General features: G+C 38.2%; 18 protein-coding genes. 11 read left to right on the top strand and 7 right to left on the bottom strand.

What is annotated here, in order from left to right; genetic code table 11:
* Positions 1-29: 29 nt before the first annotated feature.
* The 5 genes from AC52CF_RS15645 to AC52CF_RS15625 all read right to left on the bottom strand — a co-directional run bounded on the left by AC52CF_RS15645 (position 30) and on the right by AC52CF_RS15625 (position 3,934).
* Complete coding sequence (locus AC52CF_RS15645) at positions 30-1,367, bottom strand: UDP-N-acetylmuramate--L-alanine ligase (RefSeq protein WP_496517361.1); 1,338 nt, start codon at positions 1,365-1,367, stop codon at positions 30-32.
* Positions 1,368-1,373: 6 nt separating this feature from the next.
* Positions 1,374-1,811 carry a hypothetical protein gene (locus AC52CF_RS15640; RefSeq protein ID WP_214588791.1) on the bottom strand — a complete coding sequence of 146 codons (438 nt, stop codon included), beginning with the start codon at positions 1,809-1,811 and terminating at the stop codon, positions 1,374-1,376.
* Positions 1,812-2,067: 256 nt separating this feature from the next.
* Complete coding sequence (locus AC52CF_RS15635; RefSeq protein WP_214588792.1) at positions 2,068-2,874, bottom strand: lysophospholipid acyltransferase family protein; 807 nt, start codon at positions 2,872-2,874, stop codon at positions 2,068-2,070.
* A 27-nt stretch (positions 2,875-2,901) separates the two neighbouring features.
* The gene (locus AC52CF_RS15630) at positions 2,902-3,528 is read right to left on the bottom strand and encodes an NUDIX hydrolase (protein ID WP_214588793.1); all 627 of its coding nucleotides are present in this window, start codon (positions 3,526-3,528) and stop codon (positions 2,902-2,904) included.
* Positions 3,529-3,613: 85 nt separating this feature from the next.
* Positions 3,614-3,934: a hypothetical protein gene (locus AC52CF_RS15625; RefSeq protein WP_496517360.1), complete on the bottom strand. Its 321-nt coding sequence runs from the start codon at positions 3,932-3,934 to the stop codon at positions 3,614-3,616.
* A 1,197-nt stretch (positions 3,935-5,131) separates the two neighbouring features.
* On the opposite strand from AC52CF_RS15625, the gene AC52CF_RS15620 reads away from it, so the two are divergent.
* From AC52CF_RS15620 to AC52CF_RS15600, 5 genes are all read left to right on the top strand, one after another.
* Positions 5,132-6,745 (top strand): T9SS type A sorting domain-containing protein, encoded by a 1,614-nt coding sequence (locus tag AC52CF_RS15620; RefSeq protein ID WP_214588795.1) that lies wholly within the window; start codon positions 5,132-5,134, stop codon positions 6,743-6,745.
* Positions 6,746-6,747: 2 nt separating this feature from the next.
* Positions 6,748-10,158 carry an RHS repeat domain-containing protein gene (locus AC52CF_RS15615; RefSeq protein WP_375182261.1) on the top strand — a complete coding sequence of 1,137 codons (3,411 nt, stop codon included), beginning with the start codon at positions 6,748-6,750 and terminating at the stop codon, positions 10,156-10,158.
* A gap of 7 nt (positions 10,159-10,165) precedes the next feature.
* The gene (locus AC52CF_RS15610; protein ID WP_496517359.1) at positions 10,166-13,804 is read left to right on the top strand and encodes a DUF6443 domain-containing protein; all 3,639 of its coding nucleotides are present in this window, start codon (positions 10,166-10,168) and stop codon (positions 13,802-13,804) included.
* Positions 13,804-14,340 (top strand): hypothetical protein, encoded by a 537-nt coding sequence (locus tag AC52CF_RS15605; RefSeq protein ID WP_496517358.1) that lies wholly within the window; start codon positions 13,804-13,806, stop codon positions 14,338-14,340. The genes AC52CF_RS15610 and AC52CF_RS15605 overlap by 1 nt, the downstream gene beginning before the upstream one ends.
* Positions 14,341-14,519: 179 nt before the next feature.
* Positions 14,520-16,706 (top strand): RHS repeat-associated core domain-containing protein, encoded by a 2,187-nt coding sequence (locus AC52CF_RS15600; protein ID WP_496517357.1) that lies wholly within the window; start codon positions 14,520-14,522, stop codon positions 16,704-16,706.
* 204 nt (positions 16,707-16,910) lie between these two features.
* Here the strand turns inward: AC52CF_RS15600 and AC52CF_RS15595 are convergent, their stop codons facing one another.
* Together AC52CF_RS15595 and AC52CF_RS15590 are read right to left on the bottom strand one after the other, a co-directional pair.
* On the bottom strand, positions 16,911-17,777 hold the full coding sequence (locus AC52CF_RS15595; RefSeq protein ID WP_375181860.1) for an IS3 family transposase: 867 nt from the start codon (positions 17,775-17,777) through the stop codon (positions 16,911-16,913).
* A gap of 23 nt (positions 17,778-17,800) precedes the next feature.
* On the bottom strand, positions 17,801-18,070 hold the full coding sequence (locus tag AC52CF_RS15590; RefSeq protein WP_336734695.1) for a transposase: 270 nt from the start codon (positions 18,068-18,070) through the stop codon (positions 17,801-17,803).
* Positions 18,071-18,163: 93 nt separating this feature from the next.
* Here AC52CF_RS15590 and AC52CF_RS15585 point away from each other — a divergent pair, with 93 nt between their 5' ends.
* The 6 genes from AC52CF_RS15585 (at position 18,164) to AC52CF_RS15560 (ending at position 23,432) form a co-directional block, all read left to right on the top strand.
* Entirely contained in the window at positions 18,164-20,311 is a 2,148-nt protein-coding gene (locus tag AC52CF_RS15585; protein WP_375191161.1) for an RHS repeat-associated core domain-containing protein, read from the top strand.
* The gene (locus AC52CF_RS15580) at positions 20,311-20,673 is read left to right on the top strand and encodes a hypothetical protein (protein WP_375182034.1); all 363 of its coding nucleotides are present in this window, start codon (positions 20,311-20,313) and stop codon (positions 20,671-20,673) included. Before AC52CF_RS15585 ends, AC52CF_RS15580 begins: the two co-directional genes overlap by 1 nt.
* A 124-nt stretch (positions 20,674-20,797) precedes the next feature.
* The gene (locus tag AC52CF_RS15575) at positions 20,798-21,928 is read left to right on the top strand and encodes an RHS repeat domain-containing protein (RefSeq protein WP_375182033.1); all 1,131 of its coding nucleotides are present in this window, start codon (positions 20,798-20,800) and stop codon (positions 21,926-21,928) included.
* Positions 21,929-22,096: 168 nt separating this feature from the next.
* The gene (locus AC52CF_RS15570) at positions 22,097-22,426 is read left to right on the top strand and encodes a hypothetical protein (RefSeq protein ID WP_375182032.1); all 330 of its coding nucleotides are present in this window, start codon (positions 22,097-22,099) and stop codon (positions 22,424-22,426) included.
* 374 nt (positions 22,427-22,800) lie between these two features.
* Positions 22,801-22,968 carry a hypothetical protein gene (locus AC52CF_RS15565; RefSeq protein ID WP_375182031.1) on the top strand — a complete coding sequence of 56 codons (168 nt, stop codon included), beginning with the start codon at positions 22,801-22,803 and terminating at the stop codon, positions 22,966-22,968.
* 5 nt (positions 22,969-22,973) lie between these two features.
* Entirely contained in the window at positions 22,974-23,432 is a 459-nt protein-coding gene (locus tag AC52CF_RS15560) for a hypothetical protein (RefSeq protein WP_375182030.1), read from the top strand.
* Positions 23,433-23,484: the final 52 nt, after the last annotated feature.

The raw sequence follows: 23,484 nt of genomic DNA, 5'->3' as shown, positions 1-23,484 counted from the left end.
AAGGAGTTTGATTTTTATATTCTGTACAGTTATTTCGTAAGATCGAGACCTCCGAAATTTCCGGAACTCATCATGAGATAAACGCCTTCAGTTTTATCCAGCGTGTTCCAGTACGCATGAAGCGCTTCCGCGTTGGTGAATACTCTTAAATTTTCATTCTTAAACTTTTCTTTGATCAGTTCCGGTGAAATCGGCTCCATTCTTTTGATTTTCAGGGCATCTTCAGAATAGAAAACAATCGCTTCATCCAGTCCGTCCATTGCGTGATCGTACTGTTCCAGAAAAACAGGGTTTAAGCTGGAATACGTATGAAGCTCAAGAAAACCGTATTTCTTTTCGTTTTTAAACTGTTCGCAGAATGCTTTTACGGCTGCTTTTACCTTGCTTGGTGCATGTGCAAAATCTTTATACAATGTTCCGTTGTCTTCTCTTTCCACCTTTTCCAGACGCTTCGAAGCTCCTTTAAAGCTCATGATCGCTTCATAGAAATCTTCATCCATGATTCCCAATGTATGGCAGATGTGTCTTGCCCCTCCAAGATTCAGTAAATTATGTGCGCCGAAAACTGAAAGCGGAACATCGCCCATTTCTGTTTTCAGGTGAACTTTACCGTTTACAATTTCGTATTCAGGGGTTTTGTAAGGAATTTTTCTGAAATAATTTTCAGCACTTTCCACTACTTTTACCACTTCGGCATCTTCTTCATTGTACACCAGAACACCGCCTGCTGTAATGCTTGCCACAAATTTTCTGAACTGCTCCACGTAATCATCAAATGTTTTGAAAACGTTGATGTGATCCCATGCAATTCCGCTCAGCAAAGCAATATTCGGCTGATAGAGCAAAAATTTTGAACGGAGATCGATAGGAGAGGAAAGATATTCATCCCCTTCCAACACCATAAAATCATTGTTTTCGCTTAATTTCACCATACAGTCGAAACCTTCGAGCTGCGCTCCTACCATGAAATCCACTTCTTTCTGATGGAAATTCAGCACATGGAGAATCATGGAAGTAATCGTCGTTTTTCCGTGTGAGCCGGCAATAACCACTCTTGTTTTATCTTTAGACTGTTCGTACAGAAATTCGGGATAAGAATAGATTTTCAGACCAAGCTCTTTGGCTTTCGCCAGTTCCGGATTATCCTGATGTGCGTGCATTCCGAGAATAACGGCATCGATATCGGAAGTGATCTTTTCCGGAAACCATCCCATTTCTTCGGGAAGAATTCCTTTCTTTTCCAAACGTGATTTTGAAGGTTCAAAGATCGCATCATCCGAACCTGTTACTACATATCCTTTATCTTTTAATGCAATGGCAAGATTGTGCATTGCACTTCCGCCGATCGCGATGAAATGAGTTTTCAACTGTATTTACGGTTTTTTTACATTAGTATTAATGATCTCCTGAAAAGCATTGGTAATGTTCGTCCAGTTTGTTTTATAGTTCGGCATTACAGAGCTTGCATCGGTTTTGCTGCCTTCATTCGGGCCTTTTTTCACGTTGATCGTTGTGGCAATCCCGTCATAGATCTTCTGGTGGTCTTCCTGTATTCTTCTGAAATTGTTCTGGGAAAGGGTAGTGTTCAGTTTTTTAAGATCTTCGTCTGTAACTTTAAAATCCTGTTTGTATTTTTTTCCCTGTCCTTCGAAAGAGTAATGCGCGTTATTTCCTTTAATCAGAAGGTTTTCATACATCGGTGCAAATCCTCCGCTTTTCGAATAGCTGATGTCGAAATCCGAATACACTTTCTGGCTGTTGCAGGATACTAATACTATGATCGCGAATAAAATTCCTAATATTCTTTTCATAATTTTTTCTACTTTAAGAGCATGTTTAAATTTATAATTTACTTTTACCATTAAGGAGTTAAGCTCCTCCAGCTTAAAAAACTTAATAAAAATCAATGTATTGATTTCTTAATTAGAATCAGTTTAACCAGCTTACATTAACTTCATCGAATCTAAGATTTCTTAATGTTAAATTTAAGAATAAACAAAGTTTCTTTTAATTAAGAAAGTTAAGAAAAACCTGTAAAACTTTTATTTAGCAATATTTAAACAGGCACTAATTATCTGATTCTTTTTGTTCTGATTTTTTAGCCTTTAATTCTTCATCATAACTGTGCAGGACATTGAAATCCTCCGTCTGCTCAATCGCCGTCATGATTTTATGCAGAATCTGCTGCGCGTTTTCTTTATCGTAGTCTATGTCAAGAGGCGCTTTAAACTCCATGGTCGGTTTTACACCTGTTACTTTTACACGAAGTCCCTTTTTATCGAATGCCCTTCTGAATCCGTTAATTTTAATAGGAATAACAATAGGACGTTGGTTTTTTACCAGTTTTGCCGTACCCCTTCTTCCCTGAGCAAAAGCAGCAGTGGTTCCCTGAGGAAAAGTAGCTACCCAGCCGTTATCCAGGGCTTTCATGATGTTATCCACCTCACTCATGTCTACCATCCGGTTGACGTTTTTACCTTCCGCTCTCCAAGTTCTTTTTACCGTTACCGCCCCTGCAATCTTAAAGATTTTAGGAAGAATCCCTTTATTCATGGTTTCTTCGGCAGCTACATAGTAAAAATCAATTTTAGGATTTAAAAGATAGATCGGGTTCTTAATGGTGTTCAGATACCCATTGTTCACCGAGCAGAATGCATGATACATCGCTGCCACATCTGCGAAATACGTCTGATGGTTGGATACAAACAGCACATTGGAATCCGGAAGATCCACAAGATGCTCAGTTCCGGTGATTTTCAGTTTATTAAAGCCGTTGAATCTTCTGTAAGATACAATTCCTAAAATAAAAATAATTAACCTTTTTAAAAAATAAGGAGTTCCGAACGCGTCGGTGAAAATGTTTTTCTTCGCCATCTCTCAATTAAACACGGTATTGCAAAGTTACATTTTTTTCAGCAACTGGCTGAATTCGCTCAGAATCATGGCGGTAGCGCCCCAGATAATATATCCGTTGAAATTTATAACAGGGACTTCATTTCCTGCCGTGCTCGGTAAAACCATCATTTCCGGCTCATCCGGAAGATTGAGAAAGCACGTGATGGGAAACTCGATTACTTCCACCGCCTCGCTCTGCTGTAAAATAAATTCCGGATTTTTCTTGGTATACGAAATATAAGGATACACATAAAAGTTGCTGGGCGGTATGTAGATAGGCGACATTTCACGAATCATCCGTACATAATGTTTTTCAATGCCGATTTCTTCAGACGTCTCACGCACCGCAGTTTCTGCAAAATCCTCATCCGTTTCCTCACGCTTTCCGCCCGGTAAAGAGATCTGTCCGCTGTGGCGGTCGTGCTCATTAATGGTTCTCTGAATTAATGGGAAATGCCATTCATCATTCTTCAGGTACAGAACAATATTTACGGCAGCAAATTTTGGATTTTTTGCCAAAACCTCTTCATACGTAAAAACGGGGCGGGAAGGAGGGGAGAAAACACCGTGCGCATGGATGCCCGGCAATTCCGCAGCCTTTATTTTCTTTAATAAATCTTTTCCAAAACTCATTCTCAAATTTAATCATTTCTTTTGAAGAAAGGAAGAGCGGAAAATGTTAATTAATGGTAAAAGTGAGGGGGCGTTGGTTTAGGGTTTAGGGTTTAGGGTTGATGGTTGATGATTGATGATTGATGGTTGTTGGTTGTTGGTTGTTGGTTGTTGGTTGTTGGTTGTTGGTTGTTGGTTGTTGGTTGTTGGGGGCTTCGGTTTCGCTCTGCGTGCTGATGGGTTGATTTGTTTGAATGGCTGAATTTCTGAAATCTGTTTTTTTGCTTGTTTTTGAATGTTGTTTTTTGATGAACAGGGTAAAATTACCACAGAAATGTCCATTTTCCACCATCATAAAAAATTCTGACCGGTTTTGACTGCTTTTGACCGGTTTTGACCGGTTTGAAAACCCATTTCTTCGGATCATGTTCGGGTCTTCTTCGGATCGGCTTCGGAAAAATGGGATTTTTTCCGAAGGATTACCGAACAGCAGTCGAAGGATTCCGGAAGAATTTTATGAAAGTATTTCTGCTTCATTGTACGCTTCGGCTTCGCTCAGCGTACTTCAATGCTACACCATTTTAAACAAATCATTGTCAATCAACCACCACCGTGCGCTGAGCGAAGCCGAAGCGAACATCATCCTGAATAACCATCCCCAAAATTGTTTACAATCGCAAAGGCGCAAGATTTTTAACATAAAAGTTGTTTAAAGTAAAATGGTAGAAAACTCTATAGAGTTTTATCTGTGTAGACACCATATTCGCAAGACGTTCTGCGTTCCGTAGGAACGCTATCTTTAGAAAATATATCGTATTTAAGATATCAATCCTATGGATTGACTGACGGATTTATTCTTATTTCTACACAGATTCTGCTCCTAAAGGAGCAAACTCTTTTACTTTAAACAACTTCATGCTGTATGTATTAAGGCGCAAAGATTTTATCTCCGATAAAATTTTGATGCGGATATTTTCCGCTTCGGCTCTGCAAATCGTACATCATTACTACATCAATTTAAACAAATCATTGTAACGCAAACCTGTCACTGTGGGCTGAGCGGAGCCGAAGCACACATCATTGCCACCCCATTTTAAGCAAATCATTGTAACGAAAACCTGCCACTGTAGGCTGAGCGGAGCCGAAGCACACATCATTGCCACCCCATTTTAAACAGATCATTGTACCCAAACCTGCCACCGTGCGCTGAGCGAAGCCGAAGCGCACAGTAAATAAACTTTGCCGTTGAAAAATATTTTGTCTAATTTCGTTTCCGGATTATAACGGGAAAATGGGAAGCTCCACGCTTTCTTTTTTTTCGATTAATTTCCAACCTTTTTAAAAATTTTTGCATCTTTAAAATAAAACGACACCTTTTGTCGTTACAGGGGTGTAACTTTGCAGAAGACAAAAAGACTAAAAGCTTTTTACGATTCTGATTTTTTAAAAAAAACTAAAAACAGGCTGTCAAAAGCCAATAAAAAAACAAAGACCATGAATACAAAAAAAGATTTTCGAGCAGATTCTATCCGGAATAATTTTTCAAGAATGAGGGTTTCCTTATTTTTTTAACCCGTTCTATTCTTAATTTCACCTTTACAATAACGTTAAAATTACACTAAGTATGAAAAAATTCAGCATGAGTGTGTTCACTCTGTGCAGCATTCTGGGGGTATATGCCCAGGAAGTAGTCTGGCAGAAAGACATCCGGTCCTCTACGCAGGACTTTCTTTCACAGGTCACCACGACCATCGATCAGCAGTATCTAATTACCGGAAGCAGCATCCATTCTGACAACCATCAGCCAGCATCCGGCAGCCAAAAGCAGAACAACGGCTATGATTTCCATCTGGTAAAACTGAACCAGCAGGGCGAAGAGGTCTGGGAAAAATATTTCTCAGGGAAAAACCATGACTTTTTGTCGGCAACCGTCAACACGCAGGAAGGAGGATTTCTTCTGGCAGGTTCCAGCTATTCGGGGAAAGGGCTGGATAAAAAAGACGATTCCAAAGGCGGGTCGGATTTCTGGCTGATCAGAATCAACGAATTTGGGGATGAATTATGGCAGAAAACCATAGGCAGTACTGCGGATGAAGAAGCAAGGGCGGTGATTCAGACCACGGATATGGGGTTCTTTGTAGCGGGATCCTTCGGCTCCGCTCAGGATCCAAAAATGAGAGGCTACGGCTCCAAAGATGTACTGGTAGTACGGCTGGATAAAAACGGGAAGGAACTATCCCAATTGGTTTTAGGAGGTAAAGGTCTGGATGAAGTGGAAAAAATGATTCCCACCAAAGACGGGGGAGCTTTATTAGGGATCTATTCGAGAAGCGGGGCTTTGGTAGGAAGCGGGAAGGCAGAAGCTGGAAGTAAAGCCAAGCAGACAGAAAATTATGGCGAAGGCGATTACTGGATCGTGAAACTTTCGAAAGACGGAAAAGTGGAATGGGAAAAGAATTTCGGAGGAAAAGGCGATGATCATCTAAGAACACTGGCACTGACTTCTACAGGCTACCTGATCGGAGGGGAATCCAGATCGGAAAGATCGGGAAACAAATCAGTAGGTATTGAAGAGGGTACCGACCTCTGGTTGATCTCCATTGATGAAAGGGGTGAAGAATTCTGGCAGAAATCCTACAGCTTTAAAAACCGCGATGTTCTGATGGGGATGAGCGTTATTGCCGGGAAGCAGGAAGACGGAAGCGGGAAGTCTAAAGGCATCCTGCTGGGCGGTTACACACAGGCGGAAGGCAGGATTGAAAATGATGACGAGACTTTCTGGATGCTGTATCTGGACCAGAACGGAAATGAGCAGTGGAGAAAGCACGTAAAAGGAGAATCCCGAAAAAAAGAGGAAAGACTGTCTGATATTAAGCTGAACCGTGACGGATCGATTGTACTCGCAGGAACCAGCGCAGAGGAGTTAGGCAAAGAAAACTGGAAGATCGTAAAGCTTGGGGATAAACAGGTTGACCAGCTGATCGAAAAGCAGGATATCAGGATCTACCCGAACCCGGTAACGGATTATGTGTATGTGGAGCTTGGATTTGAGGGCTTGAGAGAAGGAGCGTTTGAAGCCGAGATTGCGGTGTACGACATGGGCGGAAGAAAGCTTGAAACGGTAAAGACAAAAAATAAGATCACCAAGATCAATACCCAGCCTTTGATTCAGGGGGCGTATCTGGTGGTGGTGAAAACCAGTGACAAAACGGCGAATGCCAAATTGATTAAAAAATAAACATGATGAGACAAATAAAACCATTTACATTTTTGCTGATCTTATTTCAGTCTGCCATGATGTATTCCCAGGGGACGGGTTTCATACCCCCAAGCCCACAGTCTTTTTCTTTCGTTAAAGCAACGAATGTGGTGTCTGAAAATGAACATACGGGAAGTGCCAGTGTAAACATCCCCCTGTTTACTTATAAATCCAATAAATTAAGTACGGATATCAGCCTTATATACAGCGGAGCCGGGGTAAAAGTTGACGACCTGCCTAACGATGCGGGGATGACGTGGGTAGTTAATGCAGGAGGAGTCATTACAAGAACCGTTAACGGACTTATCGATGAAAAGGCAACCATGAGGATGAATAAGCCCGAAGCAGAATTAATCCAGAAAACAGCTTCTGACTGTGCGGCGGACGAAGAAATAAGAACTGCCTGCTATACTCCCCAACAGATGGATACAGAGCGTGATATTTTTGATTTCAGGTTCGGCGATCTGTCCGGATCTTTCTATCTGGATGAGAATTTTATTCCGGTTTTTCTGAAAAATGATTCGGATGTCAGAATAAAAAATATCCTTCCGGCTAATGAAACCGACAACAGGAAATTCATAGGTTTTGAATTGACGACAAAGGAAGGAATCCAGTACATTTTCGGAGGAAGCATAGCATATTGGGAAACCACGGCTTCAAAAGCCATGCCCGCCAATCCGCCGGGCGATTATGCGATTACTTCATTTTTCCTGAAGGAGATTCAGTATCTTAACGGAGAGAAGATTTTTTTCTCTTATGAAGATACTCCGCTGGTTACCAACAGCATCAGTAAAATTCATACACGATATTTATATTCCGCAGGATTAGGAACAGGAATTATGCCCAATCTGGATCCTGAACTGATAGTTTTAACACAAACCCATTATACGAAGAATAAAAAAAGGATTTTAAGTATTTCGAACAGTGAAAATACGGATGTGCTCAACTTTATTTATTCAGAGAGAACGGATTCCGATTTTAAAAAATACCTTTCAGGAATTGAATACAAAGTCAATAATTCAGTATTTAAAAAAATAGCCTTTGATTATCTTTTTGAAAATTCAAATCCGCCACAAAATATTCAGAGATTCTATTTAACACAGCTGAACTATTACAACAACAATGTTTTTGAAAAAAAATACCAGTTTAATTATGACAATCCATTAGATCTGCCTGCAAGACTGACTCACGGACAGGATATGTACGGGTATTTTAACGGACATTCTGAAAACGGTTCTCTGATTGCGGCTTTCTTTGGTGATGCTACTCCAAGTGCTGCTTACCTTCCATCCATCTTATCGACCTTCGGAAACCGCAGACCGGATTTTGCATTTGCTTCCAAAGGGACATTGAAGGAAGTAATCTACCCCACTGGAGGAAAAACGAAGTTTGAATATGAAGCTCCTAAAACAAAGGCTTTGTTCAAAACAAAGGTGAATATGGGAGAAGATCTTTTTTCTTCGGGAGGGACTTCTACACAATTGATAGAGAATCTTCATTTTGACCAGACTCTTCAATTTACTCTTACAACCTATTCAGGTGATGCAAGTCCTAATCACATGAAACTTGCAAATTTTACGGTAAAGGATCTTGATTCTAATATACAGATATATGCTAATGGAAAATCTTACGGCTATGCGCCACAAGATTCAATTACCGGATCGTTCAGTGTTCAGAAGAACAGGAGATATCTTATATCATTTACACCGAGAGGAAATGCGGAACTTAAATATTCTTACAGCCACAAAGACCCCATTGATAACTTTGGGATCAGGTTAAAGTCTGTCACTCATTCTGAAAATAATCAGGTAAGCGAATACAAAAGACTGTATTACTGTCCGGCCGCACTTTATACTGCGAAAGAGGAAGATATTAACGAAAATGAAATGATGATTGTCCCGTATGTAAAATATGCAACATTCGATGAATTTCATGAAAACATGAATATGGCTGTAACCTATTCAGCGCATAACTCTACCAATTCCAGCCCTTTGTATAACAGCAGGCTTCAGGAGCGGTACCGTGTTGTAACCACCAGTTTGGGCGGAGACCATTTTGAGAACGGAGGATACCAGAAAACATTCAGAAAAGACTCAGATGATGCATTGGTAAGGATTCAGCCTTCTTCAGGTTCCGGTAGCGGGGCAGGGGCTCCTTCATCAGGTACAGGGTATGGCGGTCTTGGCAGTATTCAGGCACTCCCTAACTTTTTTGGTACATTATTAAATGATGTTTATTTTCCTGCAAAAGGAAACAGGCTGTCTTTCAGCGGTACCCTGCAGAATACCAAATACTTCGTTAAAAGAAACGGAAGTATTTATAAAAATAAGCAGGTACAGAACCAATACAGGTACAATATCCTGAAAACCAATCCAAATCTTTTTGTTTCCAAGGTGTTTAATGATCTTACTGATGCCAACTGCCCTACAGGAAATGTACAGCGTATTGCCAATTTTTATATGACAATGTATAAAAACTACACTGTGGATACCAAAATTGAAAAAGAAACGGTAACAGACTATATTGATGAAGTTCCTTTAACTCTGTATAATAATTTAGATGATTACTGGGCGGCAGAAAATTTAAATACTTCAGAATCGGCTTACCGCAAGCTCATTACTACTACGAATTATGAATATTCGTCCATGCCTAATCATAATCAGATTACCAGACAAACCGTCACAACCCCTGAGAACAGCATTACAGAGACAAATTACCAGTACGCCCACGAAAAAAACAACCAGCTGATGATCTCTAAAAACATGATAGGTATTCCTTTGGAAACAACGACGACCCAAACCGTCGGCGGTGTTACCAAAACACTGAAGAAATCTGAAACCGTTTATCCAACAGTACTTCCAACGTACCAATCAGAAAATCTTATCCTGCCACTGTCTGAAAAATCATATAATAAACTGAATAATACAATGTCAACGGATGTAACCTATGATAGATATGATGAAAAAGGGAACCTTCTTCAATACACCACCAAAGACGGAATTCCGGTAACCATTATCTGGGGATATAACAAAACTCTGCCAATTGCTAAAATTGAAGGAGCGGATTATACCTCTATTTCTCATGCCTACCTTGATGTCAATATTATTTCGGCGTCGAATAACGATGCCGCAGATCCTGCACAGGAAAGCCTTCTTCTGGATGCCCTGAACAGCTTCAGGAAACAGTCGGCTCTTTCAGGAAAGCTGATCTCCACCTACACCTATGATCCGCTGATCGGGGTAACCAGCATCACCCCTCCGTCCGGGGTAAGACAGACCTACACCTACGATCCGGCAAACAGGCTGAAAGAAACAGGAGTAAGAGCAAAAAACAGTGCAGGAAGCTATATCAACAAAAAAATGTCTGAAAACAAGTACAACTACAAACCATAACACAAACATGAGAAAATACAGTACAACCAAAGCATTCTCCCTGTTGGGGCTGGTTTTTGCCGCGATGTCTTTCGCACAGTCTCAGAACGAGAACTACATACAGTCCCGGAGCTGTCTGAATGACGACTGCAGCCGTAAATCCGAGACCATCACTTATTTTGACGGTCTGGGAAGACCCAAGCAGATCATCAGTGTGAAAGCGACACCCGGCGGAAAAGACCTGGTAACCCCCGTTACCTATGACGGCTTCGGAAGACAGGTGAAAACCATCCTTCCCGTTCCTGCCGCCACCCAGAACTCCTCCATCCATACCGGAATTACCGATGAAACGGCTGCCAACTCCTATTACGGGGTTTCCAACGCATATTCTGAAAAGGAAATGGAAAACTCCCCGCTGGACAGGGTATTGCAGCAGGCAAGCCCGGGAGAGCCATGGAAGATGAGCTCGGGACACACCCGGAAGCTGAAGTACGAAACCAACCTGGGAACAGAGGTGAAGAAATTCATCACCAGTACAACCACCAGTACCGTCAGCAATGTTTCCACCACGGTTTCCACGCTTTCGGTTTCTACGGATAATTCGGGATATTATCCCGCATCAACACTGTATAAAAATACCGTTACCGATGAGGACGGAAACCCTGTAACGGAATTTAAAAACGGACAGGGACAGACGATTCTGGTGCGCAGAAATGACGGGGCACAGAATGTGGACACGTATTACGTGTACAACGAGTACAACCAGCTGGCTTTCGTCCTTTCCCCGAAAGCGGTAAAACAGATTTCAGATAACAGTAACCTGATTACGGATGCGATTTTAAACGAACTCTGCTACCAGTACCGGTACGATGGCAGAGACCGTCTGGTTGAAAAAAGACTGCCCGGAAAAGAATGGGAACTGATGGTCTACGACAAACAGGACCGTTTGGTGCTCACGCAGGATGCGATCCTGAGAACAGCAAACAACAGCTTCGGAAGCAAAGGCTGGCTTTTTACCAAATATGATGAATTCGGAAGAGTGGCGTATACCGGTTTCTTCTCCAACACCGCATCGAGACAGGTAATGCAGAATGCCCTGAACAGCATGACCGCCAATCCTTACAATACTGAAAGAAGAACCTCCACCTCCTTTAATCTGCAGGGACTGGAGGTGTACTACGACAAACAGGCATTTCCTACAGGAAGCATGATCCTGCTTTCGGTTAATTATTACGATACCTATCCTCCCGAAGCTCCGGCAGTTCCGGCAACGGTTCTGGGACAGCATACGATGAAACAGACGCTGGGAAGCAGTGAAGATGCTTCCACGATAGGGATTTTAACCGCTGCCTACGTTAAAAACATAGAAGACAACAACTGGACGAAAACCTACATCTATTACGATTCGATGGGAAGAGCCATTGCCACCAAAAGCACCAACCATCTCGGAGGATATACCAACACCGAAACCGAGCTGGATTTTGCAGGAGTTCCCAAGCTTTCTAAAACGTATCATAAAAGATTAAGTACAGATACTGAAAAAGTGATCACCGAAACGTTTGAATACGATGCTCAGAACAGGTTGGTAAAACATTATCATCAGGTGGATAATAATCCGCAGGAACTGCTTGCTGAAAATATCTACAACGATCTGTCCCAGCTTGTGAACAAGAAAGTAGGAAATAATCTTCAGAGCATCGATTACACCTACAACATCCGCGGATGGATGACCAAGATCAATGATCCTGCAAACCTTAACGGAAAACTGTTCGGGTATAAAGTAAAATACAGTGAAGTTGAAGGGCTCGAAACGCCCAATACAGACTTTTCTACTCTGAAAGTAAAACCGAAATACAACGGCAATATTGCGGAAGTAGACTGGAGAACAGGAACAACCACAGGAGACAACCTGAGAAGATACGGCTATGTTTATGATGGAGTGAACAGATTACTGGCAGGATTTTACCAGAAAGATACCAATCCTTCTGCAAAGGAATACTTCGAAAAGATGGAATATGATCTTAACGGAAATATATCCAATCTGAAAAGATCGGCGCAATCTCAGCAAGGTGCTTCTGCATTTAATATTGATGATCTTGGATATATTTATACCGGAAACAGGCTGACTTCCGTTACCGATTCCTCAACAGATTACAGAGGTTATCCCGATACTTCAGGAAACACGATTTCCTACGACCTGAACGGAAACATGAAAGATCATAAGGATAAAGGTATTCTTCAGATTGATTATAATTTTTTAAATCTTCCGAAATATATTAAGTTCAGTGATTTTGCAAGTTACGACAGGAGCAACAAAGTATATGTAAATACGAATTATCTTTACAGAGCAGATGGCTCAAAGATCAGAAAAGTACATAATTATAAAGATCCTTCCTATGCTTATGCTTTGGGAACCAGAACCACCGATTACTTGGATGGGTTTCAATATGAATATGACTGGACACCATTATCCGGAATACCTACGAATGATTTTCAGTTAAAATTTGTTCCAACTTCAGAAGGGTATTTTGATTTTGTAAAAAATAAGTATATTTACAACTACACAGATCATTTGGGAAATATCCGTTTAAGTTATTTCAACAGTGGAGGTGGCGCAGAAGTTCTTGAAGAAAATAACTATTATCCTTTTGGGATGAAGCATGAAGGATACAATACTTCTTTCAGTTTTGGAAGCAGTTACCAGTATAAATACAATGGCAAGGAATTACAGACGGAGTCCGGCATGTATGATTATGGTGCAAGGTTTTATATGCCTGATGTCGGACGATGGGGAGTGCACGATCCATTAAGTGAATTACAATTCACATATAGCCCTTATTCTTATGTTTATGGAAATTCGATTAGATTTAATGATCCGACTGGTATGATTGGAGAAGATCCTGATCCAAAAAAAATATACGGTCCCAAGGGTGGTAAATTAATAGAAGAAGTTGTAATACCTGCTCCTATAAAACCTCTAAAATCACATGATTCATCACTTTCTTGGATGGGTATAAACAGCTTGAGCGCTTATCATTCTTCTGAAGACAGGTTTGCTAAAGCTATTAGAGGAAGCAAAGCAGCTCTTGCAACAGAGAAATTTGAAAGAAATCTTGCATTCACGATGGGAACTTTTATGATGGGAGGAAGTAACATTGTTGCGTCTGCTGGTTGGGCTACTTTTGATTGGTGGCTTGATTATCAAAGTGAAGAAGCTCAGGAAGCTGTCGGTACAGTTCAACTAATGGCTATGCTTGTTCAAGTTAGCCATGGAAATGCATCTGGAATACAAAAGCTGGTTAATGTAGATGCTTCTAGAATTAATATAGCAAAAGGAATTACCCGCTTTACCCCCTTACGTTTAAACGGAAACCCAGTGAGTGCTGGATGGAAACATGTAGTCAATGGTCATTTTAATAGACCTTTAGCAAATAATAGATCAGTCTTTAATATAACAGAAGAACAGGTAAAAAACATACTACAAAGTAAAACTGTAATTACTGCTCCGCTAACTCCACTGACAGGAGGACAGTTTCAAAGAACTGTAGATACAGGTCAGATAATAGGTAATGCAGCTTTAAAAGATGGCGGAGGATTAACATCATGGATTAATGTAATTACTGATCAAAAAGGAAATTTAATAACAACATATCCAGTAGCACCATAATGAGTCATATTGTATTAAAAAAATGGGAACAATTAAAACAGAGAATAATTCCAGATAAAGAAAATTTGGATGCTCATGCTTTATTAAGGAAATTATTAGATTGGACACAAGAAATAAAAAAAATTAAAGATGTTCATATACAAAATTTATATAAACTTCACTTCAGTTATTATGAAAAGCTAGATATAGAAGAAATCTTTTATAATGATAATATTGTTTGGTATTCATTGGAAGAAATAATTCAATACGATATTATTCAAGCAAAAGTTGATTCTTATCAATGGGCAATTGAACATGTTGATCACATATTGTTTAATCTTTTGATTTTTAAGACAGATAAAGATTGTCCTTGTTGTCATGATGATAATCTTCGTGTATTTGTAGAATCTGATTCTAAAAAACTAATCTTTGAATGTGAATTATGTTTATGCTTAATTGATGAAAATAATAATAAACAAAATTCAGAAGAAAAATTATTTATTCCAGCACCAGCTTCATTAATAAAAAGAAAAAGAATAAAACCTAGTCCTATTTAATTGCTTTCGCGAATTTGTAATCCGTGAGCAACAATAAATAACCCACCGCAAGCGGTGGGTTTTATGTTTTATAGCGTAGCTGCGTTTTTGGCAAAAAAACCGATCTCGCGGATTTGTAATCCGAAGAACTGCTTGCTGAAAACACCTACAACGATCTGTCCCAGCTTGTGAACAAGAAAGTGGGAAATAATCTTCAAAGCATCGATTACACCTACAACATCCGCGGATGGATGACCAAGATCAATGATCCGGCAAACCTTAACGGAAAACTGTTCGGGTATAAAGTAAAATATAGTGAAGTGGAAGGGCTTGAAACGCCCAATACAGACTTTTCTACTCTGAAAGTAAAACCGAAATACAACGGCAATATTGCGGAAGTAGACTGGAGAACAGGAACAACCACAGGAGATAACCTGAGAAGATACGGCTATGTTTATGATGGAGTGAACAGACTACTGGCAGGATTTTACCAGAAAGACACCAATCCTTCTGCAAAGGAATACTTCGAAAAGATGGAATATGATCTTAACGGAAATATATCCAATCTGAAAAGATCGGCGCAATCTCAGCAAGGTGCTTCTGCATTTAATATTGATGATCTTGGATATATTTATACCGGAAACAGGCTGACTTCCGTTACCGATTCCTCAACAGATTACAGAGGTTATCCGGATACCTCAGGAAATCCAATTCGCTATGATAGCAACGGAAATATGATTTCTCACAGAGATAAGGGAATTTTGCAAATTGATTATAATTTTTTAAATCTTCCGAAATACATTAAGTTCGATAATTTCATAACAACTCGTGCCGGAAAAATATACGTTAATACAGCATATACTTACAGGGCAGATGGAGTAAAAGTGGGGAAACAATATTCCTATAAAAATTCCAGTAATATAACCCATCTTTTCAACGAAAGGACGGATTATCTGGATGGTTTTCAATATACCAATGAGTTGCTTAAATTTGTTCCAACTTCCGAAGGGTATTATAATTTCGAAAATAATAAGTATATTTACAACTACACAGACCATTTGGGAAATATCCGTTTAAGTTATTTCAACAATGGAAGCGGCGCAGAAGTTCTTGAAGAAAATAACTATTATCCTTTTGGGATGAAGCATGAAGCCTATAATGTTTTACCGGGAAATCCTGCATACAAATACAGTTACAATGGAAAAGAATTGCAGACGGAATCAGGATTGTATGATTATGGCGCAAGATTTTATATGGCAGACATCGGTAGATGGGGTGTTGTTGATCCGTTGGCAGAGAAAACTATGGATATTTATGGTTACGTATGGAATAATCCAATAAAATTTATTGATCCCGATGGGCAAAGTGGTGAGCCCACACTAGATAAAAAAAATAAAACCATCACAATAAATCAACATTTGATATTTTATGGAGGAAAAGCAACTTCTAAATTATCCGATAAAATAGCAACAGGAATATCTTCTCAATGGAATGGTGCTAATGGAAGGGTAAAAGTTGGTGGAGTGGAATATAAAGTTAAATTTAAAGTTACTTATGAAACAGTATCTGAAGTTGACGCTAAAAAAATGGCTTCTGGAAATACGGATATAAAAAATAACTTTATTCGTGTAGAAGATGGTAAAAATGGAGAAAGTAGTTTCACTCAAGAATTAGGTGCAAATTCATATTATTTTAATACTGATGATGACTTAGCTGGTTCAACAACACCTGCTCATGAAATAGGCCATGGTTTAGGGCTTGATCATACTAATAAAGGAGGACAAAATGAAAACGATGTACCTGACATTATGGAGGCGAGAGGTACACAAGTACATCCTAAATGGTCAAAAAAAGGGCCTAGTAATTCTATAGATCCGAATTTTAGAAGAGTAGATAAAACAGAAGTATATGATGTTCTTAAAGGAGTAAGATTTGATAAAAATGGGAAAGGTAAAATTGGAAAAACAACAAATAAAATTTATGATAAAAACTTTATAATAATATTACTTTTCTTTTCTTGTAAATTCAATGAAAATAATGTTGCATCCAAAGAAAATGTTATTGTTATAAAAAATGATAGCTTAAAAAATTTATCATCAGAATGGAAGAAAGATAATATAGGTTGCTTAAAGTACAGAAATGTTAAAAACTTTAATAAACTATTAAGTGGTTACAAATTATTAAATAAAAAAAGTAAGAAAGAATTTATTAATGTTTTGGGTATTCCTAATCAGGAATTAGTGTATGATAATTTTTCTGTAATAATATATTACTATAATAGTATATGTGTAAATAATAAATTGTTGATAGATTCTGATAAATCAAATATTAGGATAAAATTTGATAAAAAAAATGAATATCTGAATTTTGATACAAGAATTGAATAAGTTTTATTATTTTAACCCCAATCTCGCGGATTTATAATCCGTGAGCAACAATAAATAACCCACCGCAAAGCGGTGGGTTTTGTGTTATAAAGAGCAGCACAAAATAAAATGCTTTTCATTTTTAACCTCAGAAAGCAGTGTAAGTCTCCCCGAACGTTGGAAAGAATTATACCCTCATTTTGTTTTGTAAAACTATAAAATATTTCATTGCGGTGATGTTGGTGTTGAATGATTTTGTTGGAAAGGAGAAAACTCGGAGATGGAATTCTGTTTAGACGAGTTTTCCTTTTTCAACAAATATTGCATTGGAGAAAGATTCTGTAAACTTTCGTGTGGTCTTTTGTTATTATAATGTTCCACCCATTCCGTGGTAATTTCTCGTACTTCTACTAAATTGTTGAAAATTCTGGCATCCAAAACTTCGGTGCGGTAGCTACGATTGAATCTCTCAATAAAAGCATTCTGTGTAGGTTTTCCAGGTTGAATATATCGGATTTCAATCCTATGCCTGTGGCACCAATTTGTGAAAACACTACTCGTAAACTCTGGACCATTATCAGTTCGAATTGCTTTGGGTTTTCCTCTTTCTTTCACAATCCATTCCAACAAATCCGTCATATGAATCGCTCCGATGGAAAGCCCAATCTCAATCCAAATTGATTCGCGGTTGTAATCATCAATGATATTCAATGTTCTAAATCTTCTCGAATTGAAAAGCGCATCACTCATAAAATCGATACTCCAAACTTCATTGTAGTTTCTTGGAACTTCCAGATTTTTTCGTTCTCTCGAAGCCAATCTTCTCTTGCGTTTCCTTAAAAGATTCAATCCTAATTTTTTGTAAATACGATACACCTTCTTGTGATTACAGGAAAAACCTTGATTCCTCAGACTATGAAATATTTTCTTGAATCCATAGCTAGGATGTTTCTCTGAAAGTTCATTCAGCCAACCAATGAGTTCTGTGTCTTCCTTTCTTTGGGGCTGATAATAATAACTGCTCCTTTCCAAATTAAGAGATTTACACGCCTGCCGGATGTTTATAGGATATTCTGACACAAGGTAATTCACAACTTCTCGTTTCGTAGCAGGCTTTACCACTTTTTTGACAAAACGTCCTTCAATGCTTCATGTTCCAAGCTCAAATTGGCAAACATCTTCTTCAAACGATTGTTCTCAGATTCCAGTTCCTTGATTTTCTGTAGTTCTTTGGTAGAAGTTATCCCACCAAATTTCTTTTTCCAATCGTGCAAGGTTTGGTAGTGGAAACCGTATTTTCGAGACAATTCTTTTGCGGTCTGCCCTGATTCATACTCTTTCAAAATTGCCAAAATTTGGCTGTCTGTAAATTTACTTGTTCTCATATCCTAAAATTAATTGTTTTTTCTCGTTAATCTTAGGGGTATAAATTGTCCAGTTTTTAGGGAGACTTACAGCAGGGCGAAGTCGGGGTAACGGTGCAGGAAAGATTTGAGTACAATTCCCAAAACAGGTTGGTAAAACATTACCATCAGGTAGACAATAATCCTGAAGAACTGCTTGCCGAAAACACCTACAACGATCTGTCACAGCTTGTGAACAAGAAAGTAGGCTCTACATCGGGTTCTGCGCCCCTGCAAAGCATCGATTACGATTACAACATCCGCGGCTGGATGACGGAGATCAACAAAAACCAGATGGCGGCAACGGATCTTGGCGGAAAACTGTTTTCCTACAAAATAAAATATACCAGTCGCGAGGGGATCGAAAATCCGGATACAGCTCAGTTTTCAGGAAAGAATGTTGTCCCGAAATACAACGGGAATATTGCAGAGGTAGACTGGCGAGCGGTAGAATCTATTGGTGCAAATCCATCAACAACCCCGAAAAGATACGGGTATGCGTATGATAAAATTAACAGGCTTACAGCCGGGTTTTACCAGAATCCCCAAAACCCGAACAGTAAAGAGAATACGGAATCTTTAGCGTATGATCTGAACGGGAATATCACCAGTCTTTACAGAACCTCGGTTCTGGAATATGGGAATACAACGCCGACCATGATTGATAACCTGCAATACATCTATGCTTCCGGCAATACAAGCAACAGGCTTACCAGCATCAATGATCATGCACAAAATGCAACAGGATACGAAGGCGGCGGACAAACCATCGGATATGATCTGAACGGAAACATGATCAGTATGCCGGATAAGGGAATCAGTGTGATCAAATACAATCATTTAAACCTTCCCCATCATCTGGAATACAGCAGGGACGGCATTGAAATGGTGAAACTGGACACAAAATACCGCGCCGACGGAACAAAGCTCCGTAAGGTAAACACCACAACGATTTCCGGAATTAACGGTTACACAACCTCTGTAAAGACCATCGATTACCTTGACGGCTTTCAGTATCAGAACATCACTAATTCAGGTGGCGGAGGCGGAGGAAGCTCGTCTTTTTCAGCATCCAATCTTGAGAGTTCCAGAGCGATGGAAACCCAGGCGTTCAGTCTTGTGGACATCGGAGGTCTGGAACCTGTGGGAATGCTGAAGAATTCTGAACTGCAGTTTTTGCCGACTTCAGAAGGATTTTACGATTACATAAAAAATCAATATATTTACCAGTATAAAGATCACTTGGGAAATACAAGGGTAAGTTTCGGAAGAAACAGCGCAGGCGCTCTTGAAATTGTGGATGCTAATGATTATTATCCTTTCGGAATGAATCATCTAAAAAGTGGAAATTCATTCTTTGGATCAAGTTCGTATAAGAATTATAAATATAACGGAAAAGAATTGCAGGAATCCGGTATGTATGATTACGGTGCAAGGTTTTATATGGCTGACATCGGACGTTGGGGAGTCGTGGATATGAAAGCAGAGAAATACAATTCTATGTCTCCTTATAATTATGCAGCTAATAATCCCATAATATTTATTGATCCTGATGGTAAGGATTTAATAGTTACAACTTTTGGAGATCAACAAAGAGTATTTGATATATTTAAAAATATTATCCAAAATGATTTTGGAAATAATGTAACAGTAAATATAGATAAGAGTGGATTGGTATCTTTTGTACTTGCAGAAGGAGCGGTTCTTTCTGGAGTTCAGCAACGATTATATGATGCATATAGTATGCTACTCGCTCCAGGTTCTAAAACTACAATATCATTGACAGAGAAAAGCAGTAAAACCTTAATAGGTGGATTTGATATTTCTTTAGGAGATGATGGTAAAAAATATCAAAACACTGTCGATTTATGGGATGTACAACATGCTGCAACTGAAAACAATTTAGCATCAACGGATATTTTTCATGAAGCATATGAATCCTTTTTGGCACAGAATGTTCCTGAAGTAGCAAGTTTATCTCAAGATAATGCTTATGACGTTGTGCATCCTATGGCAGTTACTAAAGGAGATGAAATACAAGGAGTAAAATCAGGAGAAAATAAAGACGGTAATATAAATACTAAAACAATGAGTTTTACTAATTATCAAAACTTTACTGATAAAAATGGTAACCAAATGCATAGAGTTGTTGTATATCAAAATGGAAATGTCGTTTCTTCAGAAGAGAAAAAAGGGAATATTAACCTTAATGAAATACAATAATGAAAAGGAATTTATTTTTAAGTGTTTGCTTATTATTGATTTATTCATGTAATTCCAGCAAATTAAACACTAGAGAAAGTATTGATATTAAGGACTCCATTCAGGTTTCCAATTTTGTCATAAATTTTGGTTTATGCGATAAATTAAGATATATTGAAAATAACAAGGATTATTTTTCAGAAAATATTGGTTACTCTTCGTTAATAATTTTTGATATTAATAAAAAAGAAAAAACAACTCTCAATATTACATTAGGAAATAAATACAGAAAAACTACCAAAGAAGAAAGAAAGAAGCAAGTTCAGGATTATATTGATAATTTAAAAAATAGAGTGAATTGTAATAAGTCACCCGATCCCTGAAGTAGTTGCCATAAAGGTAGAAATGATAACAACCCGATGACGCGAATTTTGTAATCCGTGAGCAACAATAAGACCCCACCGCAAAGCGGTGGGTTTTGTGTTATAAAGAGCAGCACAAAATAAAATGCTTTTCATTTTTAACCTCAGAAAGCAGGGCGAAGTCGGGGTAACTGTACAGGAAAGATTTGAGTACGATTCTCAGAACAGGTTGGTAAAACATTACCATCAGGTAGACAATAATCCCGAAGAACTGCTTGCCGAAAATACCTACAACGATCTGTCCCAGCTTGTGAACAAGAAAGTAGGCTCTACATCGGGTTCTGCGCCCCTGCAAAGCATCGATTACGATTACAACATCCGCGGCTGGATGACGGAGATCAACAAAAACCAGATGGCGGCTGCTGATCTTGGCGGAAAACTGTTTTCCTACAAAATAAAATATACCAGTCGCGAGGGGATCGAAAATCCAGATACAGCTCAGTTTTCAGGAAAGAATGTTGTCCCGAAATACAACGGGAATATTGCCGAGGTAGACTGGAGAGCCGTAGAATCTATTGGTGCCAATCCATCAACAACCCCGAAAAGATACGGGTATGCGTATGATAAAATTAACAGGTTAACGGCGGGGTTTTACCAGAATCAACAGAATCCTTACAGCAAGGAAAATATGGAGTCTCTGGTGTATGACCTGAATGGGAATATTTCCAGCCTTTACAGGACTTCGGTGATGGAAAACGGAAGCAGTACGGCAACGGTAATTGATAATCTTACTTACGATTATACCGGAAACAGAGCAACGAAAATTAAAGACATCAGCGGAAACTCTACCGGATACAAAGATCACTTGGGAAATACAAGGGTAAGTTTTGGGAAAAACAGCGCAGGAATTCTAGAAATTGTAGATGCTAATAATTATTATCCTTTCGGAATGAATCACCTGAAAACGGGAAATGCGTATTTTGGAGGGGGTTCCTACAAAAACTATAAATATCAGGGACAGGAATTACAGGAGACTGGTTTTTACTCGTTTAAGTGGAGAAACTACATGCCGGATGTTGGCAGGTTTTTTAATATAGATCCATTGAGTGAAAAGTATAGTTATCAATCGCATTATAATTTTTCTGAAAACAGAGTTGTTGATGCAAGAGAATTAGAAGGATTAGAAGCGGTAGATTTTAGAAAAAATGACAAATATCAAAATCTTGTAATTGTAGTTCAAGGTTGGTCAGGAGATACAAGAAAAGGATATACATAAGCTCAAAACAGAGGAGATGGAAGTGTTGATAAGGCAGGATTAGGAGCTTTACAAAAACTATCAAATTCAAATACAAAAGTAGTAATTTTTGACTCTTCTCGAAATGAAAATACAAAGAACGACATAAATTCAACAATTTCGAGCTTCAATGAAAGCCATCCTGATGGTATGGTTGCTGCTGTTGGACATAGTTTGGGTGGGGATAACTTAGTGGAAAAAGTAAACGAGAACAAAAATTTAAAAGTAGATTTGCTTGTTACATTGGATATATTGGGAGGCTATTCTAATACTGATATACCTTCTAATGTATCAAAAGCTGTCAATTACTATCAGACAAAAGATATGTATGGTGGAGAGAAAATAGAGGCTACAAAAGGTAATAATAAGACTAAAATAATAAATGTAGCTGCTCCTGAAACTTCAACACATAGAAGTATAGATAATGATTTACACACGAAAGTAATTAAAGTCGTAAGTAGAGAATTAATACCTAATTAACAATGAAAAAAATACCTCAAATAAATTTTATTATTTCCTTATTAGTTATAATAGAATTTCTATTTTTTCCTTATTTCGATGTTTTAGAATTATTGCCATTAATAATATTCTTATTAGCCATTAATTTTTATTTCATTTATCGATATAATAATAAAACCTTTAATTATATTATTAATAGTTTGCTATTGATAACTTTAATAATTTGTTTCTCTTTTGGAGCAATTCTAAGGCAAGGTTGGCACTTTATAGAGTAGAAAATGAATATTTGATAACCCTGATCTCCTGATCTCGCAGATTTGTAACCTGATGAAAAAGATTTGTTAGTACTAAAGGAAAAGAAATAGGACCACAATCCGCTAAAAATACTGATAATAATGGTGAATTATCTTCCAAAAACACCAAGAAGTGAACATGGAAAATCAACAGGTCAATTTGGAAGTTGGAATTCTTTTAAAAACGGAGAGCAGACTAATCAGCAGCCAGGTAATACAAAGCCAAGTGGACAAGATCAACGAAGTTTATGGGATAAAATATTTAATTAATTTTTATGAAAGTAATAATTGTCTTAATATCAATCATTATATTAAATTCGTGTCGAGAAAAGAAATCATTTAACAAACCAATTAATCAGAATGAAGTTGTTTCTATTAATAATATTTCAAATTATGATAGTATTACTAATCTTGTAAAAAATAAAGGTAATATTGAAGCATATGATGAATTGTATTATTTTTTAATGGATTCAAATAAAGAAGATAGAACCGATACAGTAATGTATTATTCCAAGATAATGGCAGAGAAATACAATAATGAAACAGCATACTATAATTATTTTAAAGCGTTGTGCGAAAAATATAATGTAAGTGTTGATTTTAGTGATTTCTCAAAAATTGATATGTCAAAAATGGACTCTTCTTCTAAAAAGCAAATAAAAGATTGGCTTAAGAAAATGTTAGAAAAGAAAGTAATTACAAAAGAACAATATAATTCGGTAAAGAATTTATAATGAAAGCGATCCCACACTCGTGGATTTGTAATCCGTGAGCAACAATAAAGAA

Source organism: Chryseobacterium sp. 2P (assembly GCF_059579425.1).
This window is presented reverse-complemented; position numbering and strand designations above follow the sequence as displayed.